At 48.8% G+C, this 17,110-nt stretch carries 13 protein-coding genes and 1 pseudogene; 11 read left to right on the top strand and 3 right to left on the bottom strand.

The window, feature by feature from the left end:
- Positions 1-78: 78 nt before the first annotated feature.
- Positions 79-1,404, bottom strand: coding sequence for an MATE family efflux transporter (locus DXA97_RS12680; RefSeq protein WP_118720469.1), 1,326 nt, complete (start codon positions 1,402-1,404; stop codon positions 79-81).
- Positions 1,405-1,508: 104 nt separating this feature from the next.
- Positions 1,509-2,153 carry a cytidylate kinase-like family protein gene (locus tag DXA97_RS12675; RefSeq protein ID WP_118720467.1) on the bottom strand — a complete coding sequence of 215 codons (645 nt, stop codon included), beginning with the start codon at positions 2,151-2,153 and terminating at the stop codon, positions 1,509-1,511.
- Positions 2,154-2,387: 234 nt separating this feature from the next.
- Here DXA97_RS12675 and DXA97_RS12670 point away from each other — a divergent pair, with 234 nt between their 5' ends.
- Positions 2,388-3,287, top strand: coding sequence for a LysR family transcriptional regulator (locus tag DXA97_RS12670; protein ID WP_118720465.1), 900 nt, complete (start codon positions 2,388-2,390; stop codon positions 3,285-3,287).
- A 49-nt stretch (positions 3,288-3,336) separates the two neighbouring features.
- Here DXA97_RS12670 and DXA97_RS12665 read toward each other — a convergent pair whose 3' ends face one another.
- Entirely contained in the window at positions 3,337-4,035 is a 699-nt protein-coding gene (locus tag DXA97_RS12665; protein WP_118720463.1) for a Crp/Fnr family transcriptional regulator, read from the bottom strand.
- A 120-nt stretch (positions 4,036-4,155) separates the two neighbouring features.
- Here DXA97_RS12665 and DXA97_RS12660 point away from each other — a divergent pair, with 120 nt between their 5' ends.
- From DXA97_RS12660 to DXA97_RS12620, 10 genes and pseudogenes are all read left to right on the top strand, one after another.
- On the top strand, positions 4,156-5,298 hold the full coding sequence (locus DXA97_RS12660) for an ABC transporter substrate-binding protein (protein ID WP_243107655.1): 1,143 nt from the start codon (positions 4,156-4,158) through the stop codon (positions 5,296-5,298).
- A complete protein-coding gene (locus DXA97_RS12655) occupies positions 5,273-6,094 on the top strand; it encodes an ABC transporter permease subunit (protein ID WP_118720461.1) in 822 nt (273 codons plus the stop codon). Before DXA97_RS12660 ends, DXA97_RS12655 begins: the two co-directional genes overlap by 26 nt.
- Positions 6,087-6,803, top strand: coding sequence for an ATP-binding cassette domain-containing protein (locus tag DXA97_RS12650; RefSeq protein ID WP_243107654.1), 717 nt, complete (start codon positions 6,087-6,089; stop codon positions 6,801-6,803). The genes DXA97_RS12655 and DXA97_RS12650 overlap by 8 nt, the downstream gene beginning before the upstream one ends.
- A gap of 95 nt (positions 6,804-6,898) precedes the next feature.
- Positions 6,899-11,008, top strand: coding sequence for an acyl-CoA dehydratase activase (locus tag DXA97_RS12645; protein WP_118720457.1), 4,110 nt, complete (start codon positions 6,899-6,901; stop codon positions 11,006-11,008).
- Between the two features lie 219 nt (positions 11,009-11,227).
- Positions 11,228-11,707, top strand: a complete 480-nt coding sequence (locus tag DXA97_RS12640; protein ID WP_182436891.1) for an SLC13 family permease — start codon at positions 11,228-11,230, stop codon at positions 11,705-11,707.
- Positions 11,667-11,798: a hypothetical protein gene (locus DXA97_RS21605; RefSeq protein ID WP_279221166.1), complete on the top strand. Its 132-nt coding sequence runs from the start codon at positions 11,667-11,669 to the stop codon at positions 11,796-11,798. The genes DXA97_RS12640 and DXA97_RS21605 overlap by 41 nt, the downstream gene beginning before the upstream one ends.
- 92 nt (positions 11,799-11,890) lie before the next feature.
- A complete protein-coding gene (locus DXA97_RS12635) occupies positions 11,891-12,796 on the top strand; it encodes a type II secretion system protein (protein WP_118720453.1) in 906 nt (301 codons plus the stop codon).
- Between the two features lie 227 nt (positions 12,797-13,023).
- Positions 13,024-15,644 (top strand): annotated as a pseudogene (locus DXA97_RS21600) (cation-translocating P-type ATPase).
- Positions 15,644-16,870: an AI-2E family transporter gene (locus tag DXA97_RS12625; RefSeq protein WP_243107652.1), complete on the top strand. Its 1,227-nt coding sequence runs from the start codon at positions 15,644-15,646 to the stop codon at positions 16,868-16,870. The pseudogene DXA97_RS21600 and the gene DXA97_RS12625 overlap by 1 nt, the downstream one beginning before the upstream one ends.
- Complete coding sequence (locus DXA97_RS12620; RefSeq protein ID WP_182436890.1) at positions 16,867-17,085, top strand: 4Fe-4S binding protein; 219 nt, start codon at positions 16,867-16,869, stop codon at positions 17,083-17,085. Before DXA97_RS12625 ends, DXA97_RS12620 begins: the two co-directional genes overlap by 4 nt.
- The last annotated feature ends 25 nt before the right edge of the window (positions 17,086-17,110 follow it).

Raw genomic sequence — 17,110 nt, 5'->3', positions numbered from 1 at the left:
GTGAACGACAACGTCGTCTGACCAGCGTCAAAAAAGGCTGTGGGAACTTTCGCCCCTTTGATTTACTGTGTTAAATTGTTACTTCCGATTCCACGGTCCGCGTTTATAGAACCAAACGGACATGCACATGGCGACGGTCCATCCGATTGGCCATGCACACCAGATTCCGATAGATCCAAAGACTTTTGCAAGTCCAATGGCAAGTGCCACACGCAGGATCAGGTCAGTGAAGGTGGCAATCATGAAGTTTCTCATGAGTCCGGCACCTCTTAAGATTCCGTCAGCTACCAGCTTTGCGGAGACTACAAAGTAGAACGGAGAGAGGATCCGCAAGAACTGGATTCCGGTATCGATAGCCGGGCCGGTGGAGTTATCCATGAAGAGGAATACCAGGTAACGTCCGGCGAAGAAGTAGGCGAGGAACAGCGGCAGGCAGAGAAGCCATACCAGCTTTAAACCGGCGAGGAAGCCTTCCTTGACACGGTCCATTTTCTGTGCACCGATGTTCTGTGCGGTGTAGTTGGAGATACCGTTTCCCAGTGTTGTGAAGGATGTGATGACCAGATTGTTCAATTTTACCGATGCGGAGTAACCGGCAATGACGCTGGCACCAAAGCTGTTGATGACACTCTGGATGATGATGTTTCCGACTGAAATGAAGCTCTGCTGCAGGATACTAGGAATGGCGATGACAGAGATCTTGCCGAGCAGACGCCAGGAGAAGATGGCGGCACGGCGTTCGGTCTTGACACCAGCCAGTCTGCGCAAAACAACCAGGATTGCGAGGATACAGCTGACACCCTGACAAAGGAAGGTTGCCCATGCAACACCGGCTACGCCCATCTTGAAGGCAGTGACAAACAGAATATCCACTGCGATGTTGGAGGTTGAGGATGCGGCCAGGAAAATGAACGGGGTTTTGGAGTCGCCCAGTGCGGAGAAGATTCCGGTTGCAATATTATAAAAGAACAAAAATGGCAGTCCTAAAATATAGATATTTAAGTAGAGCATGGAGTCATCGAGGATTTCTGCCGGGGTGTTGATCAGCTCCAGAAGTGAGCGGCAGAGTGCCAGTCCGCCTGCCATCAGTACCGCGCAGAGCACTGCACCTGCAATCAGTGTGGTGTAAACGGCGGTCTTCATTTCGCTGTATTGTTTGGCACCGAAGAGCTGGGATACGATGACGGAGCATCCAATGTTGCATCCGAATGCGAATGCAATGAAGATCAGGGTGATCTCGTAGCTGTTTCCGACAGCAGCCAGTGCGTTTTCGCCGACGAATTTTCCGGCTACCAGGCTGTCGGCAATGTTATAAAGCTGTTGGAAGATGATGCTTCCGAACAGGGGCAGACAGAACTGCCACAATACTTTCTGGGGTTCTCCCACGGTCAGATCCTTGTTCATGGGTTTTGTACCTTCCTTCCCTTTTTATGCTAATTGTTTATGTTTAAAAACGGATTTGCCAGAGCGTTGCTTATGTTTCGGGGCACTGGCTATAGCGTTTCGGCCTATGCTTCTGCGTGCTGCTCACGCAGCTTTAAGCACTGCAGGATCAGCTCTACGCATCCGTCGATGCCGAACTGGCTGCTGCTTAACATCATGTCATAGCTTTCGGATTCACCCCAGTGGGTGTCGGCATAAAAGTCAAAGTAGCGTTTCCGCATCCGGTCAACCTTCTGGAGACGTTTTTTTGCGGTCATTTCATCCATCTGGTTTCGTTTCATGACACGTTTGAGTTTGTCATCTTCTTTGGCGTAGATGAAAACGGACAGCATGTCGTTTCGGCCATCCAGAATGGAAGAAGCACAGCGTCCTACGAAAACACCTCCACCCTTTTGGGCAATATCCTGGATCGCATGACGCTCTGCGTCAAACGCCATCTGGCTTTCCGGGTAGAATGCATGAGCCATGCTGACGGTATCTGCAAATGGATTTCCGGTGAGCAGACTGCCAATCGAGAAAGGCTGCTCCTCATTCTGGCTTAAAAAGTGTTCCGTGTATCCGCTTTCCTCTGCGGCTTTCCGGATGAGCAGTTTATCGTAATAAGGAACGCCTAGCTTTTCTGCAAGCTTTTCTGCGATCTCACGTCCGCCGCTGCCGTATTCACGACCGATGCAGATCAGAGGCTGTTTTAAATTCATGGAGTCTGCCATAATAATTCCTTCTTTCGTTTCAATGATTTTCTAACCGTGCTTTATTATAACCGTGATCAAATTAGATAGATAATATATAGTTCATATATTTACTATATAAAAAATATATAGTAAGATAAAAATAGTACGTGAAGACATTTTGTGCAAAGTGGCGAGTGCAATTCAGATTATGGAATTGCAAAGAAAGTTTAGAGGAAGCAAAAAGGGAACAGAAGAACAGAAGGAGAGACATGCATGGCAGCGAATTTCGAACACTATAAGATTTTTTATTACGTGGCCCGCTACGGAAGCTTCACCAAAGCCGCGGAGCTTCTGTACAGCAACCAGCCAAACATCACACGGATTATCCGGATTCTGGAAACGGAGCTTGACTGCAAGCTGATGCAGCGCTCAAACCGGGGAATTACTTTGACAGAAGAAGGCGAACGGCTTTACCGGAGAGTGGCGGTGGCCTTCGAACAGATTGAACTGGGGGAGGAAGAGGTACGCCAGAGTGCGGCCCTGCAGGACGGCAGCATTGTGATCGGTGTCAGCGAGACGGCACTGCACTTATATCTGATGGAGATTTTGCGGGCATTTCACGAAAACTATCCGGGAGTCCGGCTGAAAATTTATAATTATTCCACGCCAGGCGCAGCGAAAGCCTTAAAAGAGGGAATCATCGATCTGGCTGTGGTTACTGCAGCGGATCAGAAAGAATTGGAGGGAGTGGCAGACCATGTGGTTTTGGTGAAATCTTTTTATGATGTACTGATTGCAGGAAGACGGCTGGAAAGCCTTTCCCAGAAAACAAACGAGTTAAAAAGTCTGGAACCATATTCCCTGATCTCGCTGGAGCGCCATACGAGCAGCTACGATTTTTACAGCCATTTTTATCTGCAGCATGGCCTGACCATGCAGCCGGATATTGAAGTGGCAACCGCAGATTTGATCCTTCCAATGGTGGAAAAAAATCTTGGAATCGGATTTCTTCCGTATGAACTGGCAGCGCAGGCATTGGAAGAGGGGCGGGTAGTTGAAATCCCGCTAAAAGAGAGTATCCCGGAACGCCTGATCTGCATGCTCTACGACACAAACCGTGAGAGCGGGACCGCCGCCAAACGGTTCCGGGATATGGTGATGAAAGGACGATAGCAGAGGCAAAACGAGACAGATCCATACGATCCAGTTCCGGCAGTAAAATTTATTCTGTCTGTATAACCGGGTGCTGGGCAGGAAGACATCCGGTCAGCATAATTTTTGTTTTTCCGAGCTGGATCAGACCTTCCCGGTCCATTCGCCCAAGCTCTCTGGAAACAGCGCTCCGGTCACAAAACAGGTAGTTTGCCAGCTTATCACGCCCGAACGGCAGTGTGATGGTGGCAGAATGCTGCTGTCTGGATAAGATGGAGAAATAGAGCAGCAGCTTTTTTCGCAGAGATCCCTGGGTCAGGATGCGGATCTTCATCATCAGTTCCATGTTGTTTTTGGCGATCAGCTGCATCAGGTTTTCCATGACTTTAAAACGGTAGGTGCAGTTACAGTTTTGCAGGGAAGTAAATTCCGGCACATACAAGAATAAAATTTCTGCCTTTTCTGAGGTGAAAATTTCAAAGATATTGGCAGAGGCATGGGCAACGGCCAGGGCATGACCGAACAGCTCACCGACGCAGGCCTGGGTGATCAGGGTATGGTTGCCGTCCGGGTCAGTCAGAAAAATTTCCGCATATCCGTTTAAGACTAGCCCAAGACAGGGAATTGGTTCATCAGAAGAAAACAGCAGGGTCCTGCTGGTAAATACTTTCTTTTTTGCTTTTAAACACTGGAGTACCGGCTCCATTTTTTCTTCCGGGATTCCCATAAATAATGGATTTTTCATCAGTAGTTGATAATAATTTCTCATGAAAGCCTCCTTGTTGCCGCGGCAACTGAAATGACGTTTGATCTTTGCTATTCTAGTTAGCGTTCACTAACTAATGTTAGCAATTACTAACCACTATAACAAAGGGGAGGAAAAAATACAATGAAAAAATCAAAGTTACTGATCGGACTTGCGGCCGTGGCGATGCTGGCGCTGACTGCATGTCAGGGATCAGGCGGAAGCACTGCAGAGACAGAAGCAGAAACGAAAGCAGCGGCAGAAAGCTCAGAAAATGGCGGCGCTGAGAATGGCAGTTCCGAAAATAGTGGTGCTGACAGCCTTGGAGCATCTGAAAAGAAAGCGGATGAAAACGGGAAAAAGACAGCTGCTGAATCCGGAGAAGAAGCTGGAAACGGAGAAGACGTGGTTTTAAAACTGGCAGTACCGAAAGCACCGCCGACACTTCCGCTTCTTCATATGGCAGATGCCGGACTGCTGGGCGATAACGTAAAGATGGAACTGGATATCTGGGATGCGCCGGAGCAGCTGATCGCCATGGTGCAGGATGGGGAGCATGATATGTTTGCATTTCCGCTTACGGTAGCGGCAAAGCTTTATAACAAAGGACTTCCGGTGCGCCTGACCAATGTCAATACCTGGGGTGTAACCTACTTTATCACGACGGATCCAAATCTGACGGAATGGTCCCAGTTAAAGGGCAAGACCGTGTATGTTCCGCTCCAGTCTTCCCCGCCAGATGCCTTAACCCAGTTCTTTTTAAATGAAGCTGGTTTAAAGGCTGGTGAGGATGTCGAGATTGTTTATTCCACTACCGCAGAGATTTCCCAGATGATGGCAGCGGGTAAGATCGAGTATGCAACTCTCATCGAACCGCAGGTAACGGCAGCAAAGATGAACAATGACCAGGTGCGTGTCGCATTTTCCTTCGAAGATGAATGGAAGAAAGTAAAAGGAGAAGATTCCATCGTGCCGAATGCAGGACTTGGAACGACAGAAACATTTATTTCTGAAAAACCGGAGCTGGTGACAGAGTTTGAAGCTGCTTATGAGGAATCTTTAAACTGGGTTTTGGAACACCCGGCAGATGCTGCAGCACTGGCAGAGGAAAAGCTTGGACTTAAGGCTGCGCTGGTAGAAAAAGCAATCCCGAACATGGGTCTGATCTATAAAAATGCGGCAGACGCGAAGACTGACCTGGATGGTTTCTATCAGCTTCTGAACGATTTTGATCCGTCCATGATCGGAGGCAAAGTACCGGATGAAGGCATGTATTACAGCAAATAAGTACCGGATGAAGACCTGCATGACATCAAACAAGGAGCGGATGAAGACTTGTATGACAGCAAACAGGTACCGGATCGCGGCAGCGGCTCTGGTGCTTGGACTCTGGTGGGGAATGAGCAATCTTTATTCCCCACTGGTCGTGCCGCCGATTCCTGCGGTGGCTGCAAAGGTGGCTGAAATTTTAAGCTCTGCAAAACTCTGGTGTGAGATTGGGAAAACGATGGTGCGCCTTGTCTGCGGTCTGGGAATCGGGATCGGGATTGGCTGTCTGGCAGGTTTGTTTGGCGGTGTGCTCAGACCGGTCCGCCAGCTCATTCAGCCGGTACTCGGCATTATCCAGGTCGTGCCGCCGATTTCCTGGCTGATTCTGGCGATTATCTGGTTTGGATTCAACGGACGGGCAAGCATTTTCATAGTAGTGATGGCGGTGGTTCCGACCATGTTTATCTGCATTTGTGACGGCATTTCGGCGATTGACCGGAAGTTGTTGGAGATGGGAAGCGTGTTTGGATTTTCTGTCTGGAAAAAACTTCGCTATATCCTGATCCCGTCGGTAACCCCGTATTTTGCGTCCGGCCTGAAAATTGCAGTCGGTATGGCATGCAAAACGGTCGTGATGGGAGAAGTGCTGACTACGACGTCGGGGATTGGCGGACAGATCATGACAGCGCGGCTGAATATTGAGCCGGAGACGGTCATTGCCTGGACTGTGATCATGGTGGGGATTTACTATGCAGTGGTTCTTGCCGGAAAGCTGCTTCTTTGCAAAAAACATGCGGTACAGCGAAATGAATAATATAGGAAAGGAACGGGGCAGTATGCTGGATGTGATAGATCTTGGAAAAAAATTCGGTGGCCTGCCGGTTCTGGAGCATTTAAATCTCCGTGTGGAGCCAAAAGAAATCACGGCCATTGTGGGTCCTTCCGGCTGTGGAAAATCAACGCTTCTGAACCTGATCACGGGAATTACCGGTGATTATGAGGGGCAGATCAGAAACCGGGCGAAAAAAACGGGGTATGTGTTTCAGGAAGACCGGATTCTTCCGTGGCTGACGGTATATGACAATATCCGGGTGGTGCGGGACGATACCGACGAGGCGCGGATTGCCCAGCTTATCGATCAGGTGCATCTGACCGGATTTGAGGATTATTATCCGGAGCAGCTGAGTGGCGGTATGCGGCAGCGGTGCGGGATCGCAAGGGCATTCTACTATGGAAGCGAGCTCCTTTTGATGGACGAGCCGTTTAAGTCACTGGATTACACTCTTCGCCAGGAAATGCTCACGCACCTGAAGAAACTTTGGGAGCAGGAGCAGAACTCCGTGCTGTTTGTTACGCATGATATGGACGAGGCGCTGCAGATTGCAGACCGGATCCTGATATTTGGTCCGAGACCGTCGTTTGTGGTGAAAGAAATCCGGCTTCCACGTCAGGAAGGACTTCGTGATCTCAGTATAAAAAACCTGGTCGAGGCGAAAGCAGAAATGATCCGGCTGATCGGTTAGGAAGTTTCTGAACAGAAAATTTTGTATGGTGCAGCTGCGGCTGAGAATTTTGCCAATATGTAATAGGAAGCATTGGAAAAGGAGAGAGGAAAGAAATGAGAGGACTGGGAATTGATGCGGGAGCGGGAAGTATTTCCCTGGCGGTAGTGGAAGATGGAAAGCTGATCTACAGCCGTTACGCGCTGCATAAGGGAGAAGCCAAGGCTGTGCTTGGCAGAATGCTGGAAGACATGAAGCAGGAATTGAACCGTACCAATCCGGGAACCATCGACTATGCCGCAGGAAACAGTGCTGCGGCTTTTCTTTTTCCCAAAGCGGGACAGAGGGAGATGGCAGACCGGGTGATGGCGCTTTTGGCAGGACAGAAACTGCTTTATCCAAAGGCACAGAGCATTCTGGAAATCGGTGCACAGACCTCCTGCTTTCTGACGGGACTTGGACATGACCAGGTGCTGGAGTATGCGGTAAACGGAGAATGCGCAGCAGGAACAGGGGCATTTTTTGAAGATCAGATGTATCGTCTGGGATTACCTTTGGAATCTTATTCTGAATATACAGACCGCGCCGCCAGTGTTCCGCGGCTTGCAGGACGCTGCAGTGTGTTTGCAAAGACCGATTTGATCCACCGGCAGCAGGAGGGAGTATCCGCAGAGGATATCCTTCTGGGCCTGGCTTACGCGGTGGTAAGGAATTTTAAAACTTCAGTAGTGCGCAAACTTCCGGTGCACAGACCGGTACTTTTGTCTGGCGGTGTGGTAAATAACCGCGGGGTGATCCGGGCAGTGAAAGAGATTTTTGGGCTGGAAGAAGGAGAACTGCTCTGTGATGATGGTGGAACCATTGTTTCCGCGGCTGGTCTGGCTGTGATTGCCATGGAGCGGAAGGTGCGTGTGGACTGGGAAAGGCTATGTGAGGACGCAGGTAAGGTGATGGTGTCTTCCTGTGAGGGCACCTGTGATGGTATGGCGGCTTTCTGCGACTGCAGCAGGGAAATAAAACGAAAGTCTGAGGGGAAGAGGCTTCCTGCGTTTCCTTACGAGAAGGCGAAGCTTCACAAGACCCGGGCACCAAAGCCGGGAGAAGCAATGTGGCTTGGGGTGGATGTGGGTTCTACCAGCACCAACCTGGTGCTGATCGGGGAGAACCAGGAAGTGCTGGATTACTGCTATATCCGCACTTCAGGCAACCCGGCCCGGGCTGTCGAGGAAGGCCTGGAAGTATTAAAACCAACCATAGATATGGCAGGAACCGCCATTGTCCAGACCGCAGTGACGGGATCTGGCCGTTATCTGATCGCAAAGAAGCTGGGAACGGACCAGATTCTGGATGAAATCACGGCGCAGGCCAGGGCGGCATCGTTCTTAAACCCGGACGCAGACACGGTCTTTGAGATTGGCGGTCAGGATTCGAAATACATTTCCGTGAAGCACGGTCAGGTCGTGGATTTTGAGATGAACAAGGTCTGCGCGGCTGGAACCGGTTCGTTTATTGAGGAGCAGGCAGGGCGGTTAGGAATTCCACTTTCCGGGATTGGGCCGATGGCGCTGGGGGCAAAACATCCGGTGGAGCTTGGCGAACGCTGCACGGTGCTGATGGAGTCAAAAATCTTATCAGAGCTTGCGGCGGGCGCGGGGAAGGAAGATCTCTGCGCTGGGCTCTGCCGTTCCATTGTGCGCAATTATTTAAACCGTGTGGTAGTCAATAAGAAAGTGGGACAGGTGGTCTGTCTGCAGGGCGGCATTATCCATAACGAAGGAATTGTTTCTGCTTTTTATGAAATGTTGGGCAACCGGCTTCGCATCACACCTTATTATGACGTGACCGGTGCTTACGGAGCGGCGCTGGAAGCCAGGGATGCTTCGGAAAAATGCACCTGCGACCAGGAAAGAAATGAGGAAATCTATAAGAAAAACCGCGCATGGTTTTATGCCGGGTATGATGGAACGCTTTTGCCGGACCGGAAAACGATCGGTATCCCGCAGTCCTTAATGATGTATAAATTTTTCCCGATGGCGTACCAGTATTTTACCCAGCTCGGATTTAACGTTCTGTTATCGGAAGAAAGCTGCGAGGAGATCATCCGCATCAGCCAGGATGTGACGCAGGAGGAAACCTGTTACCCGGTGAAACTGCTTCACGGGCATATGGAATGGCTGGCGCGAAAAGGGGTAGACTATATGTTCCTTCCCTGCATCCGTACCATCCGGCATGAAACATCCGGGGTAGAGCACAATTATGGCTGTGTTTACATGCAGACCGCGCCAAAAATCGTGGCGAAAACATTGAAGTTAAAGGAACGCGGCATTCAGATTCTCGCACCGGTTCTTGACATGGATATGGGACAGCCGCAGCTGGCAAAGGCGATGATCCAGACCGGAATCGGGCTGGGAAAAGAGCAGGAAGCCTGTCAGCTGGCAATGAAAAAAGGTGCTGCCGCTATGCAGTTGTGTGACCGGAAGTCGGAAGAACTTGGAAAAGAGATTTTGGCATCTTTAAAGCCGGATGAGAAGGTTCTGGTGCTCATCACCCGGAACTACGGAATCTCAGATCCGGTACTGAATATGGGAATTCCAGGTGAACTTCTAAAACGGGGCTGCAAGGTATTAAACCTTGCACATCTTCAGGGACACAGCATGTATCTCGCAGAGGAATACCCGAATTTATACTGGCCATTCAGCCAGCATATCTTAACCGGAGCCAAGATCATAAAAAATCATCCGAATCTGTATGCGGTGTATCTGACCAATCATGGATGCGGACCGGACACGATGATTTCTCATCTGTTCCGTGAGATCATGGGAGAGAAGCCATATCTGTCTGTGGAGGTAGATGAACACCAGTCGGCAGTTGGTGTGGTGACACGGATTGAGGCATTTTTGAACAGTCTGAAGCATGTGGAGAACCGGGAAAGCAGCAAGAGGGAGGACAATGCCTGGGGAAAATGCAACCCGGAAAGCGGCAGACAGGAACGCAGAGGACAGGAACGCAGCGAACTGGGAAGCAACAGGCGGGAAAGCTGTGCGGCTGGGTACGACGGCATCCCTCTGCTTCATAAATTGCAAAAGAATGCGGTCTTGCATCTGCCGCCGCTTTCTGTCTACACAGAACTTTATGCAAGGTGGCTGCGGAATCGGGGATATATGGTTCATGTCAGCCCGGATTATACGCGAAAAGACATGGAGACCGGAAAAGCAGAAAGTATCTCAAAAGAATATGCAACCTTTTCTGCTATGGCAGGACAGATCCTGCGCCAGGAGAAGAGGTGGAATGAAATTGCAGGTGGAGTTTTGCAGGCAGAATCATTGCAGGAAGAAGAAAAAGCGCAGAAAGAGGGGCGTGAGGGCTGCCTGGTGAAGGCTCTCCAGCCTGAGCAGCGCTGCTATCTGGTACCGCAGACCGAGGGTGCCGAGGCAGAGGGCATGTTTTCTATGGTGATCCAGGCACTTTTGAAGCAATCCGGAGTAGATCCGGCACAGGTCAGTCTATATACTCCATTTACAGAGCACTTATTTCAGATGGAAGACGGGCAGCAGATCTGGCAGCTTATCATGCTGGGAGATGCACTTCTTTGTATGGAAGAAAACGAGCAGAAACAAGCAATCGAAAACATCACGTTTCCTCTGACATGGGAAAAGACAAAGTCTCTGCTTAAAGCATGGCATGAAACATGGAATGGAAACATTCTGAAAAAACAGAAGCGGGTATTCCTTTTTGGGTCCGCCATGGTATTAAACAGCAATGATCTCAACCGGAATATGGCAGATGCCGTGAGAAAACATGGATTTTTGCCGGTTCCGATGATGCTTTCCGAATATCTCTGGTTCTGGATCCGGGAGAGTCAAAAAGAAATTCCGCAGGAAGCAACGAAACAGCTTACCTGGTTCCGGGAAACGTACCGGGATATCTGGGGAGAAAAGGAAACTCTGGAAGAAGCGTTTGCCGGACTGCAGAAGGCGTATCCGGAGGTGGTTGGCGGAAACATCCGTTACCTGTGCAGTCTGGCTGCGAATGTGATACCCGGCGGGGCAGGAAATATGCTGCTGCTTCCGACCTATGCCAACGCCGGATCCGTGATCGAGATGATGAAACACGATTCCCCGGTGCCATTCCTGCATTTCCAGGCAGAAGGAAACGGGGAAGCAGACGAGGTGGAGCGGCGGGAAATCTGGCTGAACCTGCTTGAGAAAGGATGCTGCAAAGAATAAAAAGACATAGAAACAAATTATGTGGGATTATGACAAAATTGTCATTTTTTTGTCATGAACAATTAAACTGCTGCCGGTAGAATAAAACTCAGTAAGAACTTTGTTAAAATTTAGGAGGGACATGACTATGGCAGCAGTTATTGGTTTTCTGATGATCATTGCGATTGTGGCATTGCTTTTAAAGGGCAAAATGTCACCGCGGTAACCGTTGTAACCGCAGTGATCGCAACCATCGCGCATCTGGACGGAACCACCGCAGTTACCGTTCTCATTACCATTCCGGCGATGTATCCGGTTTATAAAAAGATGAAGATTGACCCGCGCATTCTTCTGTGCCTGACCGGTGCCTGCATGGGTGTTATGAACCTGCTTCCGTGGGGCGGTCCGACTGCAAGAGCAGCAACCGTGCTGGAAATGGACGCAACCGAATTATGGCACATGTTGATTCCGCTTCAGATCGTAGGACTGGTTATGAACATTCTTTTGGCTGTTGTGCTCGGTATGTTTGCAATCAAACATGGGGCCGGACTTGGCAAGGGAGAAGAGATTGAAGAGGATGCAAAAGAGAAGAAAGAAGCAGAGGATTTAAGAAAGTCCAACAAATATCTGATCTTCAACTTCCTTTATTACGGATGGCTGCGGGGAAATACAGGCAGCCATGGGAAGAGAGGAAGAGGGCTTTATCACAGCAGATTTTGAGCTGGACCGGCTGATGGAAGACCGTCTTTCCTGGGGACTGTTCCGGGACAGACGTCCTGAGATGTATGGAAAAATAAGTTCCGCAATCTGAACAATCAGAGAAGCTCTCAATCATTGCAAAACGAAAAAGAATGCAGTACAATAAAACGGTACGAAAGAATGGCATAAGGAGAGCGTAAAATCATGAAAAAACAAAAGACTGGGAACAACGGCTTTACGATTGCGGAGCTTTTGATCGTCGTTGCGATCCTCGGAGTTCTTGTTGCGATATCCATGCCTGTTTTTTCAGGACATCTGGAGAAAAGCCGTGAGACGGTTGATCTTGCCAATGTGCGCTCTGCTTACTCGGAAGTGATGACGGCTGTGATGACTGAGGATACAGCAAATTATTCCAGGACAGTGAAATTAAAACAGAAACGGGACAACTGGAATGCCTATGATCCCGTTACGGTTGCTGGGATCACGCATTCAAGGGACGAGGGTAACACGGAGCACTGGATCGGGATCCCTGTTGAACATGGAGAATGTACGCTGTCATATATTCCGGATTTCGGAATGAAGGTAATATGGAGCGGAGCAGGCGGCGATGATACACCGGTTTCTTTTCCGTATAACGCTGATCTGCATGGAGCACTCGACAGAACCGGTATACTGGATGAGCTGAAAAACCAGAATAAGACTTATTTTGAAATAGATTCTAAGTGTCCAAAGTCTGATATGCTGACAAGAGTTAATGAGGAAATCCGGAAGGAAGGCAGCAGCAGTCTGCTGGGAACCGGAACATGGGCCTATATGGGAAGTCCGAAAAATGCATCCAGTCGGTATTTGTTCTGGACATCTATGGATACCAATCAGGTTGGTGCAGGAAAAAAAATTCCGGTCATAGTCAGCAAAGTAGATGGTGGTTTTTATATTTCTGAAACGACAACAGCTGCAAGAAAGAAGGACGGAAAGACGTATGTTGCAATTGCGGATCATATTGCAGACTTTTCCCCTTATACATCCGGCAAAAAATATGACAGTCTGGAAGATGCCTACAATGCATATCAGAAGCTGCTGGCGGATGGAACCTATGAAAAAGCATCTTGACATCCGCACGGTTTTTGGTATATGATGAACTCAATAAAGGGGAGTAACCTACGCTGGTAATTTGCGTTTGTGATGTCGTCAGTACGATGGAAGCATCCGGTGTCACAAAGAAACGGTGAGACTTTTATTGCATTATTATTGTGCAATAAAGGTCTCTTTTTTATTGAAAAACCTTCATTGCATAAGAAATACAGTGGAAAAATGCTTAAACAGAGGAGACAGAAGTGATGAAGGAATTTTATCAGCAAACGGTGAAAGAGGTTCTGGACCGTGTGGAAAGCAGCGAGACAGGCCTCACCAGTGAGCAGGCCGGAAAATTCCGGGAAAGGTGTGGCTGGAATGAACTTGCAGAGGGGAAAAAGAAAAGTATCCCCCAGATTTTTCTGGAACAGTATAAGGATTTTCTGGTACTGATCTTAATTGCATCGGCCATCATATCCGGCATGCTTGGCGATGAGGAAAGCGCGGCCGTGATCTTGATCGTGATCACGATCAATGCGATCCTGGGCACTGTGCAGACCGTAAAAGCGGAACAGTCTCTGCAGAGCTTAAAGAAGCTTGCAGGACCGCAGGCCAAGGTACTGCGCGATGGTTCCACGATCCAGCTTCCGGCGAGAGAGCTGGTGGTTGGAGACGTGATCCTGGTGGAAGCAGGCGACATGATCCCGGCGGACGCAAGGCTGATTGAAAATGCAAGTCTTAAGGTTGATGAGAGTGCTCTTACCGGAGAGAGTCTTGCAGTCGAAAAGGGCCTGGAGGCTATTTTGGCAGAGGCTCCGCTGGGAGATCGGACCAATATGCTCTTTTCCGGCAGCTTTGTGACATATGGACGCGGAAAGGCAGTGGTAACGGACATAGGAATGCAGACGGAGGTTGGAAAGATTGCAGGACTTTTGAAGTCAACTTCCGAAAAACAGACTCCGTTACAGGTGAGTCTGGAAGAGTTTGGAAAGAAATTATCTGTTTTGATTCTGGTATTCTGCGGGATTTTATTTGCAATCAACGTATTTCGAGGTGAAAAGATCAGCAGTGCATTCATGTTTGCCGTAGCACTGGCGGTTGCGGCAATTCCGGAAGCGTTAAGCTCGATCGTGACCATTGTCCTTTCCTTCGGAACACAGAAGATGGCAAAGGAGCATGCGATCATCCGAAAACTGCAGGCAGTGGAAGGCCTTGGAAGTGTTTCCGTCATCTGCTCGGATAAAACAGGAACACTGACACAGAATAAAATGACGGTTGAGGATTACTATGTGGAAGGAAAACGGATCCCGGCAGCAGAAATTGATATAGCAGATCCGGCACAGAACTATCTTCTGGAGTGCAGTATTTTATGTAATGATTCGACGAATGAAAACGGAGTGGAAATCGGGGATCCGACAGAAACTGCATTGATCAATTTGGGAAGCCGGTACGGAATCGAGGCCGCAAGCGTACGAAACCGCTATCCGAGAGAGGGAGAGCTTCCATTTGACAGTGACCGTAAGATGATGTCAACACTTCACAGGATAAACGGTGAAAACCGGATGATCGTAAAAGGAGCGGTTGACCGACTGCTGGAGCTGACGGAATGGATTTGGACAAAAGACGGAATCCGCGAAATTACAGAAGCAGATAAAGAAACCATACAGCAGCAGAACCGGGATTTTTCAATGGAAGGCCTGCGTGTACTGGCATTCACCTATCGCGAAATTCCAAAGGAGCATGTATTAACAGCAAAGGATGAGGCTCATCTCGTATTTCTCGGCCTCATTGCATGATGGATCCGCCGAGAGAAGAATCAAAGGCTGCCGTTGCAGAATGCATCAAAGCAGGAATCCGGCCGGTCATGATTACAGGAGATCATAAAATTACGGCAGCCGCCATAGCAAAAAGAATTGGAATCCTGCATGATTTATCGGAAGCCTGCGAGGGTGCGGATATCGAAAAAATGAGTGATGAGGAGCTGAAGGGTTTTGTCCCGGATATATCTGTGTATGCAAGGGTTTCCCCGGAGCATAAAATCCGTATCGTCCGCGCATGGCAGGAAAGAGGAATGATCGTTGCAATGACCGGAGACGGTGTGAATGATGCCCCGGCGTTGAAGCAGGCGGACATCGGTGTTGCAATGGGAATCACCGGGACCGAAGTGGCAAAGGATGCTGCCGCCATGGTGCTTACCGATGACAATTTTGCAACCATTGTAAAAGCAGTAGAAAATGGACGAAATTTATATCGAAACATTCAGTATGCGATCCAGTTTCTTTTGTCGGGAAATTTTGGAGCAATTTTAGCAGTTCTGTATGCATCGGTTGCAGGACTTCCGGTTCCGTTTGCACCGGTACACCTGTTATTTATTAATCTTCTGACGGATAGCCTTCCTGCCATCGCACTTGGCGTGGAGCCTTCTGACAGTGATGTGATGAATGAGAAACCAAGATCTGCGGACGAATCGATATTGACAAAGGATTTCCTCGGCAAAATCGGTCTGGAGGGCTTTGTGATCGGTGCGATGACAATGATCGCATTTCTGACAGGATATCACCAGGACGGCGCGCTGCTTGGCAGTACGTATGCGTTCGGAACACTTTGTCTGGCACGCCTGTTCCATGGATTTAACTGCAAGTCGGATCATCCGGTTATCTTTACAAATCGGTTCTTTAACAATCCATGGCTGCAGGGAGCCTTTGTGCTCGGCGCAGTACTGATCACCGCAGTATTGACCGTTCCCGGCCTTCATCATGTATTTCAGGTGGAGACTCTCAATCCGGCACAGCTCGGCTGCGTATATCTGTATGCCTTTGCCAGTCTTCCGATCATTCAGTTGTTGAAGTGGATTCGCACGAAATTAGGAAAAAATGGAGAAAGATAATGGATTTCAGTAAGCTATCTATGAAAAAAATTCGGGAACTGATCATTTTCACAGCACTGCTGGCAGCTGCGTTGTGGAAATTTGAAGTTGTGATCGATGTGCTGAAAACAATATGGGGGATCCTATTCCCCTTTGCACTGGGAGGAGCAATTGCTTTTGTCATCAACGTGCCGATGAGCTTTCTGGAAAAGATGATCTTTGGGAAGATCAAAGCCGGAAAGAAAAAAAGTAAAAAGCTTGCCAGACCGGTAAGCCTTCTTCTGACTATGATACTGGCTGTCGGTGTCATGGTACTGGTGATGTTTGGTGTGATCCCGCAGCTCACCCGGACTATGGGAACTCTGATGATGAGCATTGCTGATTTTATTCCGCAGATGCAAGGCTGGATTCGGGATTTTTCACATAATAACCAGGATATTATGAATTATGTAAATCAGATCCAGTTTCAGCCAGATCAGGCCATTCAGTGGGGGATCAGCATTCTTGGCAGCGGAGCGGGAAATATGATGAGCACGACCATGTCAGCAGTGAGCTCGATCGTCAGCGGACTTGCCACCTTTTTCATTGCGTTTTCCTTTGCCTGCTATATTCTTTTTCAGAAAGAACAATTGCACATACAGATAAGAAAGGTATGTTTTGCGTTTCTTTCCAAACAGAAAGCAAATGCACTTCTTAAAATCTGTTCCCTGATTTATCGGACATTTGCCAATTTCCTTACAGGACAGTGCTTAGAGGCTGTGATCCTCGGAAGCATGTTTGCCGTCACGTTAAGCATTTTGAAAATGCCCTATGCACTGCTGATCGGAACCCTGATCGCCTTTACTGCATTGATCCCAATCTTTGGCGCGTTTATCGGATGCGCATTGGGCTGTTTCCTGATTTTTATGGTAAGTCCGAAACAGGCAATGCTGTTTATCCTTGTATTTCTGCTGCTTCAGCAGATTGAAGGGAATCTGATCTATCCGCATGTGGTCGGAGGTTCCGTCGGACTTCCGTCCATCTGGGTCCTTGCTGCAGTTACCATCGGTGGAAATCTTATGGGAATTGCGGGGATGCTCATCTTTATTCCGCTTGTCTCCGTTTGTTATACTGTTTTCAGGGAAGTTGTGTATCTGCGCCTGAAGGAAAAGCATATAAAACGGGTGACAACGACAGCGGTGGAAGAATATACCGCGCAGGAATGGATGGCTGCGGAAAAGAAATTGCAGGAAGGAGCGGCGAAATGACAAACGAAATGGAATCCCACAAGGAAAAAGCAGTATATTATATCCTGGACAGCTGTACCCGCTGCGGGCGATGCGCTCAGAAATGCCAACTTCATGCGCTGGTGCCGCGTCAGGGACATTACCGGATCGATTTACGTTTTTGCGATGGCTGCGGAATCTGTTATGAGATCTGTCCGATCGGGGCGGTGGCCAAGGGAAGCGAAGCGGATCAGTAGTGAGAAAATGAACGGAAGCAGGGCT

The sequence above is a fragment of the Clostridium sp. OF09-36 genome, from assembly GCF_003481985.1.
Lineage (GTDB): Bacteria > Bacillota > Clostridia > Lachnospirales > Lachnospiraceae > Brotaphodocola.
The sequence above is the reverse complement of the archived record's forward strand: the minus strand, read 5'-3'. Positions and strand labels throughout refer to the sequence as shown.

What these genes read in the sequence shown, in the direction of transcription:
- DXA97_RS12680 (WP_118720469.1), bottom strand. Translation starts at nt 1,404, where the DNA reads ATGAACAAGGATCTGACCGTGGGAGAACCCCAGAAAGTATTGTGGCAG.
- DXA97_RS12675 (WP_118720467.1), bottom strand. Translation starts at nt 2,153, where the DNA reads ATGGCAGACTCCATGAATTTAAAACAGCCTCTGATCTGCATCGGTCGT.
- DXA97_RS12670 (WP_118720465.1), top strand. Translation starts at nt 2,388, where the DNA reads ATGGCAGCGAATTTCGAACACTATAAGATTTTTTATTACGTGGCCCGC.
- DXA97_RS12665 (WP_118720463.1), bottom strand. Translation starts at nt 4,035, where the DNA reads ATGAGAAATTATTATCAACTACTGATGAAAAATCCATTATTTATGGGA.
- DXA97_RS12660 (WP_243107655.1), top strand. Translation starts at nt 4,156, where the DNA reads ATGAAAAAATCAAAGTTACTGATCGGACTTGCGGCCGTGGCGATGCTG.
- DXA97_RS12655 (WP_118720461.1), top strand. Translation starts at nt 5,273, where the DNA reads ATGAAGGCATGTATTACAGCAAATAAGTACCGGATGAAGACCTGCATG.
- DXA97_RS12650 (WP_243107654.1), top strand. Translation starts at nt 6,087, where the DNA reads ATGAATAATATAGGAAAGGAACGGGGCAGTATGCTGGATGTGATAGAT.
- DXA97_RS12645 (WP_118720457.1), top strand. Translation starts at nt 6,899, where the DNA reads ATGAGAGGACTGGGAATTGATGCGGGAGCGGGAAGTATTTCCCTGGCG.
- DXA97_RS21605 (WP_279221166.1), top strand. Translation starts at nt 11,667, where the DNA reads ATGGGAAGAGAGGAAGAGGGCTTTATCACAGCAGATTTTGAGCTGGAC.
- DXA97_RS12635 (WP_118720453.1), top strand. Translation starts at nt 11,891, where the DNA reads ATGAAAAAACAAAAGACTGGGAACAACGGCTTTACGATTGCGGAGCTT.
- DXA97_RS12625 (WP_243107652.1), top strand. Translation starts at nt 15,644, where the DNA reads ATGGATTTCAGTAAGCTATCTATGAAAAAAATTCGGGAACTGATCATT.
- DXA97_RS12620 (WP_182436890.1), top strand. Translation starts at nt 16,867, where the DNA reads ATGACAAACGAAATGGAATCCCACAAGGAAAAAGCAGTATATTATATC.